The organism is Hydrogenophaga pseudoflava (assembly GCF_031020795.1).
In the GTDB taxonomy this organism is placed as follows: domain Bacteria; phylum Pseudomonadota; class Gammaproteobacteria; order Burkholderiales; family Burkholderiaceae_C; genus Hydrogenophaga; species Hydrogenophaga pseudoflava_A.
The window spans coordinates 171,651-191,779 of the sequence record NZ_JAVHJP010000002.1; the positions used below are offsets into that span (position 1 = coordinate 171,651).

Annotated in this window: 18 protein-coding genes; 16 read left to right on the top strand and 2 right to left on the bottom strand. The window is 68.4% G+C overall.

Annotation, left to right across the window (positions count from 1 at the left end):
• The first annotated feature begins 14 nt into the window (after positions 1–14).
• The 5 genes from parC to RCO38_RS06540 all read left to right on the top strand — a co-directional run bounded on the left by parC (position 15) and on the right by RCO38_RS06540 (position 5,781).
• Complete coding sequence (gene parC / locus RCO38_RS06520) at positions 15–2,354, top strand: DNA topoisomerase IV subunit A (RefSeq protein ID WP_308327507.1); 2,340 nt, start codon at positions 15–17, stop codon at positions 2,352–2,354.
• Positions 2,354–2,542, top strand: a complete 189-nt coding sequence (locus RCO38_RS06525) for a hypothetical protein (RefSeq protein WP_308327508.1) — start codon at positions 2,354–2,356, stop codon at positions 2,540–2,542. The genes parC and RCO38_RS06525 overlap by 1 nt, the downstream gene beginning before the upstream one ends.
• A gap of 71 nt (positions 2,543–2,613) precedes the next feature.
• Complete coding sequence (locus tag RCO38_RS06530; protein WP_308327509.1) at positions 2,614–3,741, top strand: MBL fold metallo-hydrolase; 1,128 nt, start codon at positions 2,614–2,616, stop codon at positions 3,739–3,741.
• A gap of 14 nt (positions 3,742–3,755) precedes the next feature.
• A complete protein-coding gene (locus tag RCO38_RS06535) occupies positions 3,756–5,036 on the top strand; it encodes an alanine racemase (RefSeq protein ID WP_308327510.1) in 1,281 nt (426 codons plus the stop codon).
• A gap of 202 nt (positions 5,037–5,238) precedes the next feature.
• A complete protein-coding gene (locus RCO38_RS06540) occupies positions 5,239–5,781 on the top strand; it encodes a phasin family protein (RefSeq protein WP_308327511.1) in 543 nt (180 codons plus the stop codon).
• An 87-nt stretch (positions 5,782–5,868) separates the two neighbouring features.
• Here the strand turns inward: RCO38_RS06540 and RCO38_RS06545 are convergent, their stop codons facing one another.
• On the bottom strand, positions 5,869–6,243 hold the full coding sequence (locus RCO38_RS06545; protein ID WP_308327512.1) for an EamA family transporter: 375 nt from the start codon (positions 6,241–6,243) through the stop codon (positions 5,869–5,871).
• Positions 6,244–6,306: 63 nt separating this feature from the next.
• Between RCO38_RS06545 and RCO38_RS06550 the strand changes: the two genes are divergently transcribed.
• Genes RCO38_RS06550 through RCO38_RS06560 form a run of 3 tightly spaced genes read left to right on the top strand, consistent with a single transcriptional unit; the run spans position 6,307 to position 9,796 of the window.
• Entirely contained in the window at positions 6,307–7,779 is a 1,473-nt protein-coding gene (locus RCO38_RS06550; RefSeq protein ID WP_308327513.1) for a UbiA family prenyltransferase, read from the top strand.
• Positions 7,780–7,825: 46 nt separating this feature from the next.
• Positions 7,826–9,109 carry an ArnT family glycosyltransferase gene (locus RCO38_RS06555; RefSeq protein ID WP_308327514.1) on the top strand — a complete coding sequence of 428 codons (1,284 nt, stop codon included), beginning with the start codon at positions 7,826–7,828 and terminating at the stop codon, positions 9,107–9,109.
• Positions 9,110–9,130: 21 nt separating this feature from the next.
• Positions 9,131–9,796, top strand: coding sequence for a class I SAM-dependent methyltransferase (locus RCO38_RS06560; protein WP_308327515.1), 666 nt, complete (start codon positions 9,131–9,133; stop codon positions 9,794–9,796).
• Between the two features lie 58 nt (positions 9,797–9,854).
• On the opposite strand, the gene RCO38_RS06565 is transcribed toward RCO38_RS06560, so the two are convergent.
• The gene (locus RCO38_RS06565; protein ID WP_308327516.1) at positions 9,855–10,325 is read right to left on the bottom strand and encodes a RidA family protein; all 471 of its coding nucleotides are present in this window, start codon (positions 10,323–10,325) and stop codon (positions 9,855–9,857) included.
• A 118-nt stretch (positions 10,326–10,443) separates the two neighbouring features.
• Here RCO38_RS06565 and RCO38_RS06570 point away from each other — a divergent pair, with 118 nt between their 5' ends.
• The 8 genes from RCO38_RS06570 (at position 10,444) to RCO38_RS06605 (ending at position 20,125) form a co-directional block, all read left to right on the top strand.
• Positions 10,444–11,856, top strand: a complete 1,413-nt coding sequence (locus tag RCO38_RS06570) for a sodium:proton antiporter (protein WP_308327517.1) — start codon at positions 10,444–10,446, stop codon at positions 11,854–11,856.
• 19 nt (positions 11,857–11,875) lie between these two features.
• Positions 11,876–13,264, top strand: coding sequence for a DNA recombination protein RmuC (locus RCO38_RS06575; RefSeq protein WP_308327518.1), 1,389 nt, complete (start codon positions 11,876–11,878; stop codon positions 13,262–13,264).
• Positions 13,261–14,436, top strand: a complete 1,176-nt coding sequence (locus RCO38_RS06580; RefSeq protein WP_308327519.1) for an MFS transporter — start codon at positions 13,261–13,263, stop codon at positions 14,434–14,436. Before RCO38_RS06575 ends, RCO38_RS06580 begins: the two co-directional genes overlap by 4 nt.
• Before the next feature lie 74 nt (positions 14,437–14,510).
• On the top strand, positions 14,511–17,354 hold the full coding sequence (locus RCO38_RS06585) for a monovalent cation/H+ antiporter subunit A (protein ID WP_308327520.1): 2,844 nt from the start codon (positions 14,511–14,513) through the stop codon (positions 17,352–17,354).
• Complete coding sequence (locus RCO38_RS06590; protein ID WP_308327521.1) at positions 17,351–17,695, top strand: Na+/H+ antiporter subunit C; 345 nt, start codon at positions 17,351–17,353, stop codon at positions 17,693–17,695. Before RCO38_RS06585 ends, RCO38_RS06590 begins: the two co-directional genes overlap by 4 nt.
• Entirely contained in the window at positions 17,692–19,329 is a 1,638-nt protein-coding gene (locus RCO38_RS06595) for a monovalent cation/H+ antiporter subunit D (protein WP_308327522.1), read from the top strand. The genes RCO38_RS06590 and RCO38_RS06595 overlap by 4 nt, the downstream gene beginning before the upstream one ends.
• Positions 19,326–19,853, top strand: coding sequence for a Na+/H+ antiporter subunit E (locus RCO38_RS06600; RefSeq protein ID WP_308327523.1), 528 nt, complete (start codon positions 19,326–19,328; stop codon positions 19,851–19,853). Before RCO38_RS06595 ends, RCO38_RS06600 begins: the two co-directional genes overlap by 4 nt.
• Positions 19,850–20,125, top strand: coding sequence for a K+/H+ antiporter subunit F (locus tag RCO38_RS06605; RefSeq protein WP_308327524.1), 276 nt, complete (start codon positions 19,850–19,852; stop codon positions 20,123–20,125). Before RCO38_RS06600 ends, RCO38_RS06605 begins: the two co-directional genes overlap by 4 nt.
• Positions 20,126–20,129: the final 4 nt, after the last annotated feature.

The following is a 20,129-nucleotide window of genomic DNA, read 5'->3' on the forward strand; positions in this document are numbered from 1 at the left end:
CGTTTTGTGACCCCATGACCCAAGACCTGATCACTCCCGAACCTGTGGCCGAACCCGGCGACGACAACCTGGCCGCCTACGCGCAACGCGCGTACCTCGAATACGCACTCTCGGTCGTGAAGGGCCGCGCCTTGCCGGACGTGTCCGACGGCCAGAAGCCGGTGCAGCGGCGCATCCTCTACGCCATGGACCGCATGGGCCTGGGCTTTTCGGGCAACACGGCGGCCAAGCCGGTCAAGAGCGCCCGCGTGGTGGGCGACGTGCTCGGCAAATACCACCCGCACGGCGACAGCGCGGCGTATGACGCCCTGGTACGCATGGCACAGGACTTTTCCCAGCGCTACCCGCTGATCGACGGCCAGGGTAACTTCGGCAGCCGCGATGGCGACGGTGCCGCGGCGATGCGCTACACCGAGGCGCGGCTGGCCAAGATCAGCGGCCTGCTGCTCGACGAGATCGACCAGGGCACGGTGGACTTCATCCCCACCTACGACGGCTCGTTTGAGGAGCCGAAGCAGTTGCCCGCGCGCCTGCCCTTCAACCTGCTCAACGGCGCCAGCGGCATTGCCGTGGGCCTGGCCACCGAAATCCCCAGCCACAACCTGCGCGAGGTGGCCGACGCCTGCGTGGCCCTGGTCAAGAACCCCAAGCTGAGCGACGAAGAGCTGCTGAGCATCCTGCCCGGCCCGGACTACCCCGGCGGCGGCCAGATCATCAGCCCGGCGGGCGACATCGCCGACTCCTACCGCAGCGGCCGTGGCAGCCTCAAGGTGCGTGCGCGCTGGAAGATCGAAGACCTGGCGCGTGGCCAGTGGCAGCTGGTGGTCAACGAACTGCCGCCGGGCGTGAGCAGCCAGAAGGTGCTCGAAGAGATCGAGGAGATCACCAACCCCAAGGTCAAGGCCGGCAAGAAGGCGCTGACGCAGGAGCAGACCCAGCTCAAGGCCAGCCTGCTGATGGTGCTCGACGGCGTGCGCGACGAGTCCAGCAAGGACGCGCCGGTGCGCCTGGTGTTCGAGCCCAAGAGCAGTCGCATCGAGCAGCAGGAACTGATCACGGCGTTGCTGGCGCACACCAGCCTGGAGACCTCGGCGCCGATCAACCTGACCATGATCGGGCTGGACGGTCGGCCCACGCAGAAGAGCCTGCGGCAGATGCTGGAAGAGTGGATCGCCTTCCGCCAGACCACCATCACCCGCCGCAGCCAGCACAAGCTGCAGAAGGTGCTGGACCGCATCCACATCCTCGAAGGCCGGCAGCTGGTGCTGCTGAACATCGACGAGGTGATCCGCATCATCCGCCACAGCGACGAGCCCAAGGCCGCGCTGATCGAGCGCTTCCGCCTGACCGACCGCCAGGCCGAAGACATCCTGGAAATCCGCCTGCGTCAGCTGGCCAAGCTCGAAGCGATCAAGATCGAGCAGGAGCTCAAGGAGCTGCGCGAGGAGCAGGGCAAGCTCGAAGACATCCTGGCCAACCCGGCGAGCCTCAAGCGCCTGATGGTCAAGGAGATCGAGGCGGACGCCAAGACCTTCGCCGACCCACGCCGCACGCTGATCCAGGCAGAGAAGAAGGCCGTGGCCGAGATCAAGGTGGTGGACGAGCCGGTCACGGTGGTGATTTCCAGCAAGGGCTGGGTGCGCGCACGCACCGGCCACGGTCACGAGGCCGCCAGCTTCGCCTTCAAGGCGGGCGACGGCCTGTACGGCACCTTCGAGTGCCGCACCGTGGACACGCTGATCGTGTTTGGCAGCAATGGCCGCGTCTACAGCGTGCCGGTGGCCAGCCTGCCGGGTGCGCGGGGCGACGGCCAGCCCATCACGACTCTGATCGAGCTGGAGTCCGGCACGCAGCCGCTGCACTACTTCGCCGGCCCGGCCAATGCCACGCTGCTGCTCAGCGGCACCGGCGGCTACGGTTTCCTGGCCACCGTCGAGAACCTGGTCTCGCGCCAGAAGGCGGGCAAGGCCTTCATCATCGTGGGCGAGGGCGAAACCATCTGCGCGCCTTCGCACGTGGTCCACGCGTCCGGTGGCCAGCCGCTGGCGCCGGCCACCCACGTGGCCTGTGCGTCCACCGGCGGCCGCATCCTGACGTTCGAGATCGGTGAATTGAAGCTGATGGAGAAGGGCGGTCGCGGCCTGATGCTGATCGACCTGGAAGACAAGGACACGCTGGCCGGCGCCTGCGCCTACACGCGCAGCGTGAAGATCGAAGGCATCGGCCGCGGTGGCAAGGAGCGCGACGAGACGCTGGAGATCCGCAGCCTCAACAACGCCCGGGCCGCGCGCGGCCGCAAGGGCAAGGCGGCCGACCTGGGCTTCAAGCCGCAACGCATCAGCCGGGTGGAATGATGAGCACGGACGGTGTGGGCCTGTTCCTGATGCTGGCGAGCTTCGCGCTCACCTTCTTTGTGGCGCGCACGCTGGGCAAGCGTCTGAAGGCCAGGCGCGAGGCCGAGCGTGCGAAGCGGGCCGAGCGCGACCTGGCCCAGCAAAGCCGGCAGGTGCGGCGCGCGGCGGAGCGCAAAAAGAAGTCCTGAGGCCGCCATTCCCTTGGGCGGCGAGGGACGCTGTTCTGTCGCCAGAATGGCGTCTCTTTGAAAGGATGGCCATGAAGTCGATGGGCAAACGGGCCGAAGGCGAGCGGCTGGAACGCATGCAGGCCTCGGCACAGTGGCGTGGACAGGGCTTCCACAACGTCTACCCGGTGGCGCCAGGGCTGCGCGACCCGAACGCGGCGTTCCCCAGCCTTCGCGACTTTCTCTGCGGCGGCGAGCGTCGCGTGCCCACGGCGCCGCTGCCCGCCAGCGACCCGCGCGAGGGCTGGCGGCGGCCTTCGCAAAGCGGCCTGCGCGCCACCTGGCTGGGCCACTCCACGGTGCTGATCGAGATCGGCGGGAAGCGCCTGCTGACCGACCCGGTCTGGGGGCCGCGCGCGTCGCCGTCTACCCTGGTCGGCCCCAGGCGCTTCCAGCCCGTGCCGCTCACAGTCAAGGAGCTGCCGGAGGTGGACGCTGCCCTGGTTTCTCACGACCACTACGACCACCTCGACTACCCCACGGTGCGCGAACTCAACAAGCGCGGCGTGCCTTTTGTGACCTCGCTCGGCGTGGGCGCGCACCTGCAGGCCTGGGGCGTGCCGGCCGAACGCATCACCGAACTCGACTGGTGGGAAGAACACCGCCTGCCGGGCAGCGAAGTGACTGTCACCGCCGCGCCCTCGCAGCACTTCTCGGGCAGAGGGCTGAAGGACCGCAACGCCACGCTCTGGTCTTCCTTGGTGGTCCGGTCAGAGAAGCACAGTGTGTTTTTCAGCGGCGACACCGGCCTGACCGACGCCTACGCCGAGATCCGCCAGCGCCTGGGTCCGTTCGACCTGGTGATGCTGGAGATCGGCGCCTTCCACCCCGCCTGGGGCGACATCCACCTCGGGCCCGAGAACGCCATGAAGGCCCATGCGCTGCTGGGCGGCGGCGTGTTCCTTCCGGTGCACTGGGGCACGTTCAGCCTGGCGATGCACGCCTGGGACCAGCCGGCCGAGGTGCTGCACGCGCTGGCCGACAAGCACGGGGCGCCGCTGCTGATGCCCCAGCTGGGCCAGGCCGTCGAGCCGGCGCAAGTGGAGCGCGCCGACCCGTGGTGGCGGCGCGTCGAGAGCAAGGTCGGCCCGGCGCCCGTGGTCGAGCCCGATCAGCCTCCGAAGAACCTGCCCAAAGCCCTGCAGTGGCCACTCGACTGAACCCTGAACCGCCCATGACAACTCCCGGCGCCGTCTTCGGCCACCACCTCAAAGGCTTCCCCACCGGTGGCGCACCACTCACCCGCGAGCAGATCCGGGCCCAGGGCTGGCAGCTGCTGCGCGGCGACCTGGCGCTGCCGCTGGCCGTCGTCCGTCGGCGCGAGCTGATGCACAACCTGCACTGGATGCGCGACTTCTGTGCCCAGCGCGGCCTGTTTCTGGCGCCGCATGGCAAGACCAGCATGTCGCCCGAGCTGTGGCAGTTGCAGCTGGACGCCGGGGCCTGGGGCATCAGCTTCGCCACCGTGTTCCAGGCGGCCATCGGCGCGCGCCACGGTGTGCCGGTGCTGCTGATCGCCAACCAGGTGGTGCAGCGCGCCGAGCTGGACGCGCTCGCCGGCCTGCACACCGAATGCCCGGGGTTGCGCTCGATGTTCCTGGTCGATTCGGTGGGGCAGGTGGACGCCATCGAAGCCTGGGCCGCCGACCGCGCGTTCTGCGGCCACTTCGAGGTGCTGCTGGAACTGGGCATCGCCGGCCAGCGCACCGGCACCCGCACTGCCGAAGAGGCGCGGCGGACCGCGGCGCGCATTGCCGCCAGCCCGGTGCTGCAACTCGCGGGCATCGAGTGTTACGAAGGCACGACGGCCTATTGCGACCACGCCAGGGACCGCGCCACCGTGCAGGGGCTGATGGACCGTGTCGAGGCCACGGCGCGCAAGGCCATCGCCCGGGGCTGGTTCGCGCACGAAGAAATCGTCCTCACGGCGGGCGGCTCGGCCATCTTCGACCTGGTGGCCGAGCGCCTGCTGCCCGACCTGGGCCGTCCGGTGCGCGGCGTGCTGCGTTCGGGCTGCTACCTCACGCACGACCACCAGCGCTACACCCGCTACCTGTGCTGCGTGGGCGAGCGCCTGAACCTGAAGGAAACGCTCAAGCCCGCGCTGGAGGTGCTGGCCTGCGTGCAGAGCCAGCCCGAGCCGGGCCTGGCGCTGCTGTCCATGGGCAAGCGAGACGTGGCCTACGACCTGGACCTGCCGCAGCCGCTGTGGCGCTCGGACGGCCACGGCGGCGCACCGCTGGCGGTGCCGGCCCACTGGCGCATCGATGCGCTCAACGATCAGCACGCCTACCTGCGCTACGACGCCGCCGCCCCCCTGGCCGAGCGGCCGCGGCTGGGTGAGACCGTGGCCAGCGGCATCTCGCACCCCTGCACCACCTTCGACAAATGGCGCTGGTTGCCGGTGGTGGACGAGGGGTACCAGGTGGTGGATGCGGTCACGACTTGGTTCTGAGGACCTCAGCGGTCCGGGCGGCTCCGGGGCACCGGCGGCCCGATTTGGGGACGGATCTCTAGATTTGCTGCATCGCAGCAAAAAAGCTTGCCAAGCCCTGATTTGACCCTAGAATCACGTCCATGCTGCACTGCAACATAAACCGGTCTGCCGGGTGTTTGCACGGGGCGGCTCCCTCAACCTTTTCTTCAAGGACACCATCATGAGCAACCCCGCAGAACAGTTCGCCGCCGCCAGCAAAGCCAATCTTGAAGCCCTCGAAGGCGCCACCACCAAAGCCTTTGCGGGTGTGGAGAAGCTGGTTGAACTCAACCTGGCCGCTTCCAAGGCCGCGCTGGGAGAGTCCTTCGGCTATGCCCAGGCGGTGCTGGCCGTCAAGACCCCGCAGGAGTTCATGACCGTGCAGACCGGCTTCTTCCAGCCCTTCGCAGAGAAGTCGGCCGCCTACTTCCAGCATGTGCAGAGCATCGCCAACGAAGGCAGCGCCGAGTTCGTCAAGCAGTTCGAGGCCCACCTTGCCGAAGCCCAGAAGGCCGTCGGCGCCTCGGTGGACCAGTTGGTCAAGAACGCGCCGGCCGGTTCCGAAGCCGCCGTGGCCGCTCTCCAGAGCGCCCTGAGCAACGGGCAGAAGGCCGTGGAGCAGACCCAGGCCGCGATCAAGAAGGCCACCACCCAGGCACAGGCCAACTTCGCCGCCGCGTCCAAGCAGGCGTCCGAACTCGCCAAGAAGGCCGCCAAGGTCTGATCGGCGCCGGTCGGAACGGCTCTGCGCCGCGATCCCAAAGAAAGAGGCTCCTTGTGAGCCTCTTTTGCATGGCGGCTGCGGAGGCGCTCAGGTCCTTGCGAGCACCACGATGCCTGCGGCGATCAGCAAAGTGCCCGCCAGACGCGTCAGGGTGACGGCCTCACCGAGGAAAGCCCAGGCCAGCACCATCGTGACCACGAACCCCAGCCCGACAAACGGATATGCCAGGCTGACCTCGACCCGGGACAGGACCAGGAGCCAGACCAGGGCGGCACCGGCATACAGGCCCAGGCCCACAACCACCCATGGATGGAACAGCACCGTCACCAGAGCCGGCAGGCGAAGTCCGTCGGCCAGGGCGCGCGCCACTTCAGGCGCGCTCATGCCCGTTTTGAGGACGATTTGCGCCAGGGAGGTCATGACCACATTGGCCACGATGAGCAGCAGCGTTGAACGGTTCACGGAGGGGTCATCCCGCTGTGGGATAACAAAAAAGAATCAAGAATCGCCGAATATACTCCCGCCATGACGCTCAATCCGGCAGGTACGTCGGTCGCGCAACCCCTGTGTGTCGACCTGGATGGAACGCTGATTCGCACGGATCTGACGTTCGAGTCGCTGCTGGCCGCGCTGAAGCGCCAGCCCTTGCTGATCTTCTTCCTGCCCTTCTGGTTGCTGCGGGGCAGAAGCTACCTGAAGCACCGGCTGATCCAGGCGGGACAGCTCGACGTGACGGTGCTGCCCTACCACCCCGACGTGCTCGACCTGGTGGACCGCGCCAGGCGGCAGGGCCGGCCGGTGGTGCTGGTGACGGGCAGTCACGAGGCACTGGCGCGGCAGGTGGCGGAACACCTGTGCCGGTTCGATGTGGTGCTGGCGACCTCGGAGACCGTCAACCTGATCGGAGCGAACAAGGCCGCGGTACTGGAGGAGCGGTACGGTTCCGGCCGCTTCGAGTACGTCGCCAACGGGCGAGTGGACCTTCCCGTCTGGCAAAGATCGGGGGGGGCGGTCACCGTGAATGCGCCCCGGTCGGTTGTGCGCCAGGTGGCCGGACTCGGCATTCCTCACCGGGACATTCCCAATGCAACCGGCCAATGGAAAACCTGGCTGAAGGCCATCCGTCTGCAGCAGTGGCTCAAGAACCTGCTTCTGCTGGTGCCCATCATCACCGCCCATGAGGTGCTGAACGCGCAGGCGCTCGGTGCCGCGGTGCTGGCGTTTCTATGTTTCGGCGCGTGTGCCTCGGCGACCTACCTCATCAACGATCTGCTCGACCTGGAGGCCGACCGGCACCATCACAAAAAAAAGGCGCGCCCCTTCGCCGCCGGAACCCTGGACGTCCGCGCCGGTCTGGCGGCCATCGTGGTGCTGCTGGCTTCCGGTCTGGGACTGGCGTGGTGGCTGCCGGTGGGTTTCCAGCTGGCCCTGGGCACCTACCTGGTGACCACCCTGCTGTATTCGCTGTGGCTCAAGCGGGTCGCCAGCCTGGACGTGATCGTGCTCGCGGGCCTGTACACCCTCCGGATCATCGCGGGCGCCCTGGCGACCGGCATCAGCCTGTCGTTCTGGCTGCTCGCGTTTTCGATGTTCATTTTTCTCTCCCTGGCCCTGGTCAAGCGGGTCGCCGAGCTGGTCGAGGTCCGGAAGAAGGAGATCGCCACCGGCGTGACCCAGGGCAAGCTGCGGGGCAGGGAGTACGCGACGGAAGACGTCGTGGTGCTGCAGAGCCTGGGCGCCGCCAGTGGCTATCTGTCGGTGCTGGTGCTGGCCCTGTACATCCACAGCACCGAGGTCTCGCAGCTGTACCGCTCACCGCAAGTCCTGTGGCTGATCGCGCCCCTGATGCTGCTTTGGGTCACCCGCCTGTGGGTGGTCACGGCCCGGGGGTACATGGACGAAGATCCCATCTTCTTCGCCGCCACGGACCCTGAGACCTGGGCCACGGGTGCTGTGGTGGCGGTGATCCTGATGGGCGCCACCCTGCTGCAGCTGTGAGGCCGTGCCACCGCCTCATCCGAACCTTTCTTTGTTTCACCGACGCATGAACAACCGACCAACCGATGCCGGGCCCGAAGAGTTGCGATGGACGCGGTCCCTGTGGTTCGTGATCGCCCTGGCGCTGTCGCTGCGCCTGATCTGGGCCTGGTGGGTGCCGGTCATTCCTTCCTCCGACGGCGAGGCTTACGACGCGTTTGCCCGCACCCTGGTGCAGCACGGCACCTTCGGCTGGGAGCCCGACCACCCCACGTCGTTCTGGCCGCCGGGCACCACGTTCCTGCACGCGTCGATGTTTGCGCTGTTCGGCATTCGTTACGAGCCCATCGTTGCGATGAACATTGCGCTGTCCCTGGGCATCGTCGTGGTGACGGCGCGACTGGCAGCCCGCTTCTGGGGGCAGACAGTGGCCGTGCTGAGCGCGTTGGTCCTGGCCGTCTGGCCCACGCTTGTCATGTACCCGACCATCCTGGCGAGCGAACTGCCCTTCCTGTTTCTGACCCTGTTGGCGCTGGACCTGTGGACTTTCCCCAGGCTCGGGCTCACCGCCAGGGCGCTGCTGGCGGGTCTGGTGCTGGGCTTCGCCGCGCTCGTCCGTCCGCAGGCGCTGCTGCTGCCACTGGTGTATGCCGGCGGGCTGGTGCTGATGCACCGCGCGGGGCGGACCGCATGGCTGGAGCAGATCCGGTGCGTGGTTCTGGCCGGCATCGCCATGGCCGTGGTGGTCGCCCCGTGGACATGGCGCAACCACCAGCTGTACGACGAGCCGATGCTGATCTCCAGCAACGGCGGCATCACGCTCTGGATGGGCAACACGCCGGGCACCGACGGGCGCTACATGTCGACACCCAAGAAATACAGCCACCTGTCTGAAAACGAACGGGCGAAAGTGCTCGGGCAGGAGGCCAGGGCCTACATCCTCCAGGACCCGGTGGCTTTCGCGGCACGGGCGGTCAAGAAGCTGGTGATCCTGTACGCCAACGAATCGGTGGGCGTGGGCTGGAATTCACCGGGTATCCGGCAGGTGTTCGGCGAGACCTGGGAGCAGAGGCTCAAGCGCCTCACGCAGGCCACATGGGCGCTGATCTGTCTGCTCGTGGCCGTGGGCCTGTGGTCGTCGCTGCGCAGGGTCGGCTTCCTCGCGACCCTGTTTTCGCCGGTCACGCTGAGCATTCTGTATTTCACTGCCATCCACATGGTGGTGGTGTCCCAGGAGCGGTACCACCTGGCATTTGCCGGCCAGTGGGCCATGCTGGCCGGGCTGGGCCTGGCACAACTGGCCGCCTGGCGACCGGGGGCCGCTCCCGCCCCTCGCCAGTCTCTTCAGTGACCCTTGGCCAGCCTCACACCCATGTCCATCCCGAACACCCTGACCCCTTCGGCCATCCAGCGGCTGGCCGCTCCCCTTTACGCGGGCGTACCCAGTGCCAAGGTGCGTCTGATGCAGGAGTACCGCTCACACATCTGTCCGCTGCACGAAGTGATCCACGAAGTGCCGCATCAGTCCGCGGTGCTGGATGTCGGCTGCGGAAACGGACTGCTCCTGAACCTGCTGGCCAGCCTCGGGCGGATTCGCCAGGGGCATGGTTTCGATGTGGCCGGTCCGGCTGTGGCTGTGGCCAACCAGGTGGCCAACGAGCACCGCCTCTCCCAGGTCGTCGGATTCGAACACCGCAGCATCGAGCAGGGAATCCCGGAACTGGGGCACGAGGTGGTGACGGTCGTCGACGTGCTTCACCATGTCCCGGACCAGCACAAGGCGGCCTTTGTGGCCTCGTTGTGTGATGTGGTCCCGGCGGGTGGGCGGCTGATCGTCAAGGACATGGTGGTGCGGCCCCGCTGGCGCGCCGCCGCCAACCAGATGCACGACCTCGTCATGGCGCGCCAGTGGGTCGAGCATGTGGATGCCGGGCAGGTGGAAGCATGGGCTGTGCGCAGCGGCATGCGCGTGAGCCGGCGCGACCGCTTCAACACGCTCTGGTACGGGCACTGGCTCCTGGTGCTGGACAAGGCCTAGGCCCGTCCGGGCGCCGGTGGCGTGAACCGCCGGGCTGGCGGCACGGGCTTCGAGTCTTTTAAGCCAGTTCGGCGATCAGCTCGATTTCCACACAGGCGCCCAGAGGAATCTGTGCGACGCCAAAGGCGCTGCGGGCGTGGGCGCCCACCTGCGGACCGAACACCTCGCCCAGCAGCTCGCTGCAACCGTTGGTGACGAGGTGCTGTTCGGTGAAGCTGCCGGTGCTGTTGACCAGGCTCATGACCTTGACGATGCGCTTGACGTCGTCCAGGGTCTTGCCCGCCGCCAGGCAGGCGGCGGCCAGGGTGCCCATGAGGTCGATGGCGATGGCGCGCGCGGCCGCCTTGCCTTCTTCGGTGGTCATCGTCAGGCCGAGCTGACCCACCCAGGGCTTGCCGTCCTTTTTGGCAATGTGGCCGCTGAGGAAGACCAGGTTGCCGGACTGCACGAACGGCACGTAGGCGGCGGCGGGGATGGCGACAGGGGGCAGGGTGATGGCCAACTGGTTCAGCTTGTCGTAGACGCTCATTCGGGACTCCGGAGGGGTTCAGGGAATCGGCGCATTCTATCGACGGGGTGTCAGCCGGCCTTCAGCCGCCTCGTCGGCCATGCAGGAAATAATCGCGCTTTCCGAGGAGACAAACACCATGACATCAAGAAGCGCCCGTTGGGCAGCCGCTGCCTTCACATTGTTGCCGTCGCTCGCCTGGGCCGCCGATCTGGATGGCGCCCAGTTGTCGGTGCTGTGGGGCGTGCCGTTTGCCGGCATCCTGCTGTCGATCGCGATCATTCCGCTGGTCGCCCCCATCTTCTGGCATCACCACTTCGGCAAGGTGTCGGCGGCCTGGGCGCTGGCCTTCCTGGTGCCGTTCGCGGTGGCGTTCGGCCCGGGCGTGGCGGGCGCGGGCGTGGTGCACGCGCTGCTGGCGGAGTACATCCCCTTCATCATCCTGCTCACAGCCCTGTTCACCGTGGCCGGCGGCATCTACATCAAGGGCAACCTGCAAGGCCGCCCCGGGCTGAACACCGGCATCCTTGCCATCGGCGCGGTGCTGGCCAGCTTCATGGGCACCACCGGAGCCTCGATGCTGCTGATCCGCCCGCTGATCCGTGCCAACGACAACCGCAAGCATGTGGTGCATGTGGTGGTGTTCTTCATCTTCATCGTCTCCAACGCCGGCGGCTCGCTCACGCCGCTGGGCGACCCCCCGTTGTTCCTGGGCTTTCTCAAGGGCGTGGAGTTCAGCTGGACCCTGACGCACATCTTTCCGGAAACGCTGTTCCTGGTCGGTACCCTGCTCGTGCTGTTCTACGCGCTGGATTGGTGGTACTACCACAAGCGGGAGGAGTTCCGTCCCGCCGACCCGACCCCGGATGATCGCCGCTTCGGTTTTGACGGCGGTGTCAATTTCCTGCTGCTGGCCGGAGTGGTCGGTCTGGTGCTGATGAGCGGCCTGTGGAAGTCCGAGGTGGTCTTCAACATTGCCGGCACCGAGGTCGGCCTGCCCGGCATCGTGCGCGACCTCGGCCTGATCGCGATCACCGTGGCCTCGCTCCAACTCACGCCCGGCAGCGTGCACGCCGACAACCAGTTCAGCTGGGGGCCGATGCAGGAGGTGGCCAAGCTGTTCGCCGGCATCTTCCTGACCATCATCCCGGTGATCGCCATGCTCAAGGCGGGTGTGGACGGGCCTTTCGGCGCCATCGTGCGGGCGGTGACCAACCCCGACGGCTCGCCGAACCCGGCGATGTACTTCTGGGCGACCGGCATCCTGAGCTCCTTCCTCGACAACGCGCCGACCTACCTGGTGTTCTTCAACACCGCCGGTGGCGACGCGCAGGTGCTGATGACCACGCTGGCGCCGACGCTGGTGGCGATTTCGGCCGGTGCGGTGTTCATGGGCGCCAACAGCTACATCGGCAACGCGCCCAACCTGATGGTCAAGGCGATCGCCGAGGACCGTGGTGTGAAGATGCCCAGCTTCTTCGGCTACATGGCGTGGTCGGTGGGCATCCTGGTGCCGCTGTTCGCGCTGATGACCTGGCTGTTCTTCGCCTGAGGAACGGTACGATGCGCGGATGACCGATGGACTGCTGATCTGGATCCTGTTGGCCCTGGGCGTGCTCAACGCACTGTGCCTGTTGTGGCTGCTGTTGCGCCGGCCGCCTGCGAACGACGAGGAGGCGGTGCACCGCCAGCAGTTGCTGGCCCTGCTGCAGCAGCAGGGCGCGGCCACCGAACTGCGCATCGAGCGCGTCGAGGGCGAGTTGCGCCGGGAGGTCGGTGACAGCGCGCGCACCGGCCGGCTGGAGATCCAGCAGACCCTGGCCACCTTCCAGGACACGCTGGTGCGCCAGGGCGCCGAGACCACCCGCACCCAGAACGCGCAGATCGACGCCTTCGCGCAGCAGCTGGTGCAGCTGCGCGGCACGCTGGGCGACACGCTCACGCGCCAGCTGCAGGACCTGAGCGAGGCCAACGCCCGCCGCCTGGCCGAGGTGCGCGCCACGCTGGAGACGCAGCTGGCCCAGCTGCAGACCAGCAACGCCGCCAAGCTCGACGAGATGCGCGCCACGGTGGACGAGAAGCTGCACGCCACGCTGGAGCAGCGCCTGGGCGAAAGCTTCAAGCAGGTGGCCGAGCGGCTGGAGCAGGTGCACAAGGGCCTGGGCGAGATGCAGAACCTGGCGCAGGGCGTGGGCGACCTCAAGCACCTGCTGAGCAATGTGAAGACGCGTGGCATGTTCGGTGAGGCGCAGCTGGGCGCGTTGCTGGAGCAGGTGTTTGCGCCCGACCAGTACGCGACCCAGGTGGCCACGCGCCCGGGCAGCCGCAACATGGTGGACTTCGCAATTCGCCTGCCGGGGCGGGGCGACGATGGTGCGCCGTGCTGGCTGCCCATCGACGCGAAGTTCCCCAACGAGGACTACGAGCGCCTGCTGGACGCGCAGCAGCGCGCGGACGCGGAAGGGGCTGAAGTCGCCGCGCGCGGTCTGGAACAGCGCATCCGCCTCGAAGCGAGGTCGATGGCCGAGAAGTACCTGGAGCCTCCGCACACCACCGACTTCGCCATCCTGTTCCTGCCCACTGAGGGCCTGTACGCCGAGGTGCTGCGCCGCCCGGGCCTCATGGAGGCGCTGCAGCGGGATCACCGCGTCACGCTGGCCGGGCCGACCACGCTGATGGCCATGCTCAACTCGCTGCAGATGGGCTTTCGCACGCTGGCACTGGAGAAGCGCAGCAGCGAGGTCTGGCAGGTGCTGGGCGCGGTCAAGACCGAGTTCGGCAAGTTCGGTGATGTACTGGCCAAGGTCAAGAACCAGACCCAGACCGTGCTCAACACCCTGGACGCGGCCGAGGTGCGCAGCCGCGCCATGGGCCGCGCGCTCAAGACCGTCGAGGCCCTGCCGCAGGACCGCGCGCAGTCGCTGCTGCCGCTGGACAGCGCCGACGGCGATCCGGCTTGAGGCCCGGCACCCGCACCGCCCTGGTCCGCCTGATCGGCGCGCAGATCTGCGTGCACGCATGCATGACCGGTTTTCGCATGGCCGCGCCGCTGATGGCGCTGCGCGAGGGCCACAGCGCCGCTGCGGTCGGTGTGCTGCTGGCGCTGTTCGCGCTGGCCCAGGTGGTCCTGGCCCTGCCGGCGGGGCGCTATGCCGAGCACCATGGCCTGCAGCGCCCGTTTGTGCTGGCCAGCGTGGTGGCGACGGCCGGGGGCCTCAGTTCGGTCGCCTGGCCCCAGTTCGGTGTGTTGTGCCTGACGGCGATCACCAGCGGCGCCGCGGTCTGCCTGGCCATGATCGCGCTCCAGCGGCACGTGGGGCACATGGCCAGCGACGCGACCGAGCTGCGCCAGGTGTTCAGCTGGGTCGCGGTGGGACCTTCCATCTCCAACTTCCTCGGGCCGTTTCTGGCGGGCCTGCTCATCGACGCCAGCGGCTTCAGGGCCGCCTATCTGCTGATGGCCCTGCTGCCTTCGCTGGCCTGGTGGTGGGTGCGGCGCGTCCCCGACCATCCCGCAGCCGTCACCGACGAAGCGCCGCGGCGCCAGTCGTCCTGGGACCTGCTGCGCGACAAGCCGTTTCGCGACCTCATGCTGATGAACTGGCTGCTGGCCTCGTGCTGGGACGTGCACACCTTCCTCGTGCCGGTGCTGGGCCATGAGCGGGGGCTGTCGGCCACGGTGATCGGTTCCATCCTCGGGGCCTTCGCCCTCGCGGCCACGGCGATCCGGCTGGTCATGCCCTGGCTGGCTTCGCGGCTGCACGAAGGCACGGTGATCGGCGCTGCCATGGTCAGCACCGCGCTGCTGTTCGCGTTCTACCCGCTGGTGCACACGGCCTGGCTGATGGGGCTGCTCTCGGTGCTGCTGGGCCTGGCCCTCGGTTCTGTACAGCCCATGGTGATGAGCACCCTGCACCAGATCACGCCCAAACACCGGCACGGCGAGGCGCTGGGCTTGCGTTCCATGGCCATCAACGGCTCCAGCGTGGTGATGCCGCTGCTGTTCGGGTCGGCGGGGGTGCTGGTGGGCGTGAGCGGCGTGTTCTGGACAGTCGGCTTCGCCGTGGGCGCCGGCTCGCGCCTAGCCTGGCGCATGCGCCGGTCGGCGCCGTCGACACAGCGGCTCGATTGAGTGCCGGCAAGCCCCGCGGAATTCACGGGTCGGATGGTGCTCCCTAGAATGCCCGCACACCCGAAGGACGCACCGTGCTCTTGCTGATCGTCTTGTTGCCTCTGCTGCTCGGGACCGTGGCCACCGCCTGGCTCGGTTCAAGGTCCCGCCCCCTCACCGCCGTCGCCGCGGGCCTGGTCACCGCCGCGTCGCTGGCGCTGCTGCTGGCCCAGGCACCAGCGGTGTTCGACGGCCAGGCGGTGATGAACGCCTGGCCCTGGGTGCCCGAGATCGGCCTGGCGCTGAGCTTCCGGCTCGACGGCCTGTCGCTGATGTTCGCCGGACTGATCCTGTTCATCGGCCTGCTGATCGTGCAGTACGCGGCTTACTACCTTGCGCCCGAGGACTCGGCTGGCAAGTTCTACAGCTTCATGATGTTGTTCATGGCCGCCATGCTGGGTGTGGTGCTGTCGGACAACCTGCTGCTGCTGGTGGTGTTCTGGGAGCTGACCAGCGTCTCGTCCTTTCTGCTGATCGGTTTCTGGAGCCACCGCGCCGATGCGCGCGCCGGGGCGCGGCAGGCGCTGGCCGTGACCGGCGGCGGGGGGCTGGCGATGCTGGGCGGCTTCGTGCTGCTGGGGCAGATTGCGGGCACCTACGAGATCAGCGCCATGGCGGCGAACGTGGCGGCCATCCAGGCCGATGCGCGCTTCGTGCCCGCGCTGCTGCTGATCCTGCTGGGCGCCTTCACCAAGAGCGCGCAGTTCCCGTTCCATTTCTGGCTGCCCGACGCCATGGCCGCGCCCACGCCGGTCTCGGCCTACCTGCACTCGGCCACCATGGTCAAGGCCGGCGTGTTCCTGCTGATGCGCCTGTACCCGGTGCTGGCCGGCACCGGGCATTTCGAGATCATCGTCAGTGCGGCCGGCCTGGCCACGGTGCTGTTTGCGGCCTTCATTGCCATCTTCAAACACGACCTCAAGGGCCTGCTGGCGTACTCCACCGTCAGCCACCTGGGCCTGGTGGTGTTCCTCATCGGCCTGGGTTCGCCGCTGGCCGCGGTGGCGGCGGTGTTCCACGTGCTCAACCACGCGGCCTTCAAGGCCTCGCTGTTCATGATCGCAGGCATCGTCGACCACGAGACCCGTTCGCGCGACATGCGCCAGCTGGGCGGGCTGTGGAAGTTCATGCCCTGGACGGCCACGCTGTCCATGGTGGCGGCCGCGTCCATGGCCGGTGTGCCGCTGACCAACGGCTTCCTGTCCAAGGAGATGTTCTTCACCGAGGCTGTCGTTGGCGGCAGCGCTCTGACGGGTGATGCCTACGCCTGGCTGGTGCCCGTGCTGGTGACGCTGGCCGGCGTGTTCAGCGTGGCCTATTCGCTGCGCTTCGTGCACGACACCTGCTTCAACGGCGAACTCGGCGATGTGCCGAACGATCATCCCCACGAGCCGCCGCTGGGCATGAAGCTGCCGGCCATGCTGCTGGTGACGCTGTGCATCGGGGTCGGCCTGCTGCCGGCCATCACCTTCGGCCCGCTGGTGCACGTGGCCGCCACCGCGCTGGTGGGAGGGACGCTGCCGGAATACCACCTGGCGATCTGGCACGGCTTCAACCTGCCGCTGCTGATGAGCGCGATCGCGCTGGGGTTGGGCATCGGCCTGTACCTGTGGCTCGCCAAGGGCCGGCGGCTGCACCGCATCAGCTCGGAAGACTGGTTCGGGGCCGCCACCGGGCGCGCCATCTTCGAATGGCTGATCGACCGCGTGTTTGGCCTTTCGGGCCGCCTCACGGTGCGGCTGGAAACCGGTTCGTTGCAGCGCTATGTGGGCTGGCTGCTGCTGGCGGCGCTCGTGCTGGGCGCGCGGCCGTTCCTGGAGGGCGGCATCGGCACCGGCGAGCGGATCCAGATGCCGGCCACGCCGCTGGCATGGGCCATGTGGGCGCTGCTGCTGGTCACCTGCGGGGCACTGGTGCGCCTGCACCACCAACGCTTTGTGGCGGTGGTGCTGGTGGGTGTGGTCGGTGTGGCGGCTTCGCTCACCTTCCTCGGCTTCTCTGCGCCCGACCTGGCGCTGACCCAGCTCTCGGTGGACATCGTCTCCACCGTGCTGCTTCTCATGGGCCTGGCCCTGCTGCCGCAGACCAGTCCGAAAGAAACGCCCGCGTTGCGCAAGGGCCTGCATGCGCTGCTGGCGCTGGCCGGCGGCGCCGCCATGTCGGCCCTCACCTGGCTGTTGCTCACGCGCGACCACGAATCCATCTCGTGGTACTTCCTGCAGCAGTCGCTGCCCAAGGGCGGCGGTACCAACGTGGTCAACGTGATCCTGGTGGATTTCCGGGGCTACGACACCCTGGGCGAGATCACGGTGCTGGGCATCGCGGCCATCGGCGTGCTGGCGTTGATGGACGGCATGCGCACGCGTCGCCCCGGCATGGACACCGAAGGCCGCGCCTGGACCTTTGCGCAGCAGCCGCTGCTGCTGCGCGTGGCCGCCTCGGTGGTGCTGCCGCTGGCCCTGGTGTTCAGCCTCTACATCTTCCTGCGCGGTCACAACCTGCCCGGGGGCGGCTTCATCGCCGGCCTGATCACCGCGGTGGCGCTGGTGCTGCAGTTCATGTCGCTGGGGCAGGCGCGCGCCGAGCAGTTCCTGCACGCGGGCGGCGGGCGCCGCTTCGTGCGCTGGATCGGCTCCGGCCTGGGCATCGCCGGGCTGACCGGCGTGGGCGCCTTCGCGCTGGGCCGCCCCTTTCTGACCAGCGCCCACGGGCACCCTCCCGTGCCGCTGCTCGGTGAGCTGCCGCTGGCGACGGCGGCGCTGTTCGACCTGGGGGTGTACCTCGTGGTCGTGGGCGGCACGCTGCTGACCATCTCGGTGCTGGGGCATGCGTCCCGCGAACTGCCCGCAGTGGCCGTGGCGAACCGGAGTCAATCATGAGCATGGAATTTCTTCTGGCCACCGGGGTGGGCGCGGTCACCGCCACCGGCCTTTACCTCATGCTGCGCGGGCGCAGCTTCCCCGTCGTGCTGGGGCTGTCGCTGTTCGGCTACGCCGTCAATGTCTTCATCTTCCTGATGGGCCGCCTCTGGACCAACGCCGCGCCGGTGCTGGTGGGCGAAGGGCCGGTGGCCGATCCGCTGCCGCAGGCGCTGGTGCTCACGGCCATCGTCATCGGCTTCGCGACCACGGGCTTCGTGGTGGAGCTGGCGCTGCGCAGCCGGCACGAGAGCGGCAGTGACCACGTCGACGGCCAAGAGCCCGGAAGGCCGCGTGCATGAGCGCCGCCGGGCCGCTCTTCGATTTCTGGCTGCAGCACGCGCCGGTGCTGTCGGTGGTGCTGCCGCTGCTGACGGCGGTGGTCCTGCTGCTGATCGGCGATGCCGGCGGCATGGCCGCGCAGGGCGGCGCGCACGACGATGCGCCGCTGGCCTGGCGCCGTTTCATCAGCCTGGTTTCGGCGCTGATGGGGCTTGTCACCGCCATCGGCATGGTGCTGCACGCGACCGCGGGCGAGCTGCTGGTCTACCGCCTGGGGGAATGGCCGGCGCCGTTCGGCATCGTCATGGTGGTGGACCGGCTCTCGGCCCTGATGGTGCTGCTGACCTACCTGGTCGCGCTGCCGGTGCTCTGGTACGCGGCGGCCGGCTGGGACGGACGGGGCCGCTACTTCCACGCCATCTTCCAGTTCCAGCTCATGGGCCTGGCGGGGGCGTTCCTCACCGGCGACCTGTTCAACCTGTTCGTGTTCTTCGAGGTGCTGCTGATCGCGTCCTACGTGCTGCTGGTGCATGGACAGGGCCGCGAGCGCTTCCGCATGGGCGTGCACTATGTGGTGCTCAACCTGGTGGCCTCGGGCCTGTTCCTCATCGGCCTGTCGCTGGTCTATGCGGCCACCGGCACGCTGAACATGGCGGACGTGGGCCAGCGCCTGGCCCTGCTGCAGGGCGACACCCTGCTGTTCGCCCGGTCCGCGGCCTTCGTGCTGCTGGTGGTGTTCGGGCTGAAGGCGGCCATGCTGCCGCTGTACTTCTGGCTGCCCGGCGCCTACGCGGCCGCCAGTGCGCCGGTGGCGGCACTGTTCGCCATCATGACCAAAGTGGGGGTCTACAGCATCGTCCGCGTGCACTGGCAGCTCTTCGGGGCCGAGGCGGCGGGCGCCGCGCTCACGGTGGCCGACTGGCTGCTGCCGCTGGCGCTGGCCACCAGCATGCTCGGCGTGCTGGGCGCGCTGGCGGCTCACAGTCTGGCGCGCCTCGTGGCCTACCTCACGGTGTCGTCCGTCGGCACCATCCTGGCCGGTGTCGGGCTGTTCACCCCCGCGGCGTTGTCGGCGGCGCTGTACTACACGCTGCACAGCACCATCGTCATCGCGGGCCTGTTCCTGCTGGTGGAGCTGATGGCCGCCCAGCGTGGGGAGATGCGCGATCGGCTGCAGCCCGCCCACGCCATGCGCGAGCCGGTGCTGCTGGGCGTGATGATGCTGTTCGGCGCTGCATCGGCCGCCGGGCTGCCGCCGCTGCCGGGGTTTCTGGGCAAGCTCATGGTGCTGGGGGCCAGCAGTGGGCTGGCGGCGCAGGTCTGGGTCTGGAGCGTGGTGCTGGTGGTCGGCTTCCTGACCCTGGTGGGGCTGGCCCGCGCGGGCGTCATCCTGTTCTGGCATGTCCAGCCGGTTGCCGGTGCGCAGGGCTCGGGATCCAGCCGCTGGATGCTGGCGCCGGTCTGGGCCTTCATGGCACTGACGCTGGGGCTGGCCGCGCTGGCCTCGCCCGTCAAGCGTTACACCGATGCCGCGGCGGCGCAGCTCGCAGCCCCGGCCGACTATGTGCGCGCGGTGCTGGGCTCGACCGCGCAGCCCAGCATGCGGCCCTACGACGGCCAGCGCGCCACCCCCTCGCAGGAGAAGCAACCGTGAAGTCCGACACCCTCGATCGCCGCCGCGGCTGGTTTGCCCACCCGGTGCTGTCCCTTCTGCTCGCGGCCTGCTGGCTGGCGCTCTCGCGCAGCCTGGAGCCGGCGCACCTGCTCTCGGCGGCGCTGCTGGGCCTGGTGGTGGCGCGGCTGATGAGCGGCCTGCTGCCCGCGGGCAGCCCGATCCGCTGGAGCGCTGCGGTCCGCCTGACTTTCGTCGTGACCTGGGACATCGTGGTGTCCAACATCACGGTGGCCCGACTGGTGCTCGGTCCCATGAGCCGCCCGCAGCCCGCCTGGCTGAGGGTGCCGCTGGCCTGCGACCACCACCGCGTGAACGCGCTGTTCGCCAGCATCATCACCATGACGCCGGGCACCGTCTCGGCCGTGGTGGACGAGGCGGCGCGCTGCATCTGGGTGCACGCGCTCAACTGCGACGACGCGGCCGGCATGGTGGCCGACATGAAGGCCCGCTACGAAGCGCCGCTGATGGCGGTCTTTGGCCTGGAGGGGGAGGGCGCGGCATGAGCATCCTGCAGATCGCGCTGAGCATCGGCATCGGCGCCGTGACCCTGACCGTGCTGCTGTGCGGCTGGCGGTTGTTGCGCGGCCCCACCGTGGTCGACCGCGTGCTGGCGCTGGACACGCTCTACCTCGGCCTGGTGGCTCTGGTGGTGCTGCTGGGGCTGCGCTGGCGGACGCCGCTGCTCTTCGAGGCCGCGCTGATCGTGGCGCTGCTGGGTTTTGCCGGCACGGTGGCGCTGGCGCGCTATCTCAGCCGTGGTGACGTGGTGGAGTGAGACG

Bases quoted from the DNA above. Each gene is read 5' to 3' on its own strand.
- parC (WP_308327507.1), top strand. From the start codon at position 15: ATGACCCAAGACCTGATCACTCCCGAACCTGTGGCCGAACCCGGCGAC.
- RCO38_RS06525 (WP_308327508.1), top strand. From the start codon at position 2,354: ATGAGCACGGACGGTGTGGGCCTGTTCCTGATGCTGGCGAGCTTCGCG.
- RCO38_RS06530 (WP_308327509.1), top strand. From the start codon at position 2,614: ATGAAGTCGATGGGCAAACGGGCCGAAGGCGAGCGGCTGGAACGCATG.
- RCO38_RS06535 (WP_308327510.1), top strand. From the start codon at position 3,756: ATGACAACTCCCGGCGCCGTCTTCGGCCACCACCTCAAAGGCTTCCCC.
- RCO38_RS06540 (WP_308327511.1), top strand. From the start codon at position 5,239: ATGAGCAACCCCGCAGAACAGTTCGCCGCCGCCAGCAAAGCCAATCTT.
- RCO38_RS06550 (WP_308327513.1), top strand. From the start codon at position 6,307: ATGACGCTCAATCCGGCAGGTACGTCGGTCGCGCAACCCCTGTGTGTC.
- RCO38_RS06555 (WP_308327514.1), top strand. From the start codon at position 7,826: ATGAACAACCGACCAACCGATGCCGGGCCCGAAGAGTTGCGATGGACG.
- RCO38_RS06560 (WP_308327515.1), top strand. From the start codon at position 9,131: ATGTCCATCCCGAACACCCTGACCCCTTCGGCCATCCAGCGGCTGGCC.
- RCO38_RS06565 (WP_308327516.1), bottom strand. From the start codon at position 10,325: ATGAGCGTCTACGACAAGCTGAACCAGTTGGCCATCACCCTGCCCCCT.
- RCO38_RS06570 (WP_308327517.1), top strand. From the start codon at position 10,444: ATGACATCAAGAAGCGCCCGTTGGGCAGCCGCTGCCTTCACATTGTTG.
- RCO38_RS06575 (WP_308327518.1), top strand. From the start codon at position 11,876: ATGACCGATGGACTGCTGATCTGGATCCTGTTGGCCCTGGGCGTGCTC.
- RCO38_RS06590 (WP_308327521.1), top strand. From the start codon at position 17,351: ATGAGCATGGAATTTCTTCTGGCCACCGGGGTGGGCGCGGTCACCGCC.
- RCO38_RS06595 (WP_308327522.1), top strand. From the start codon at position 17,692: ATGAGCGCCGCCGGGCCGCTCTTCGATTTCTGGCTGCAGCACGCGCCG.
- RCO38_RS06605 (WP_308327524.1), top strand. From the start codon at position 19,850: ATGAGCATCCTGCAGATCGCGCTGAGCATCGGCATCGGCGCCGTGACC.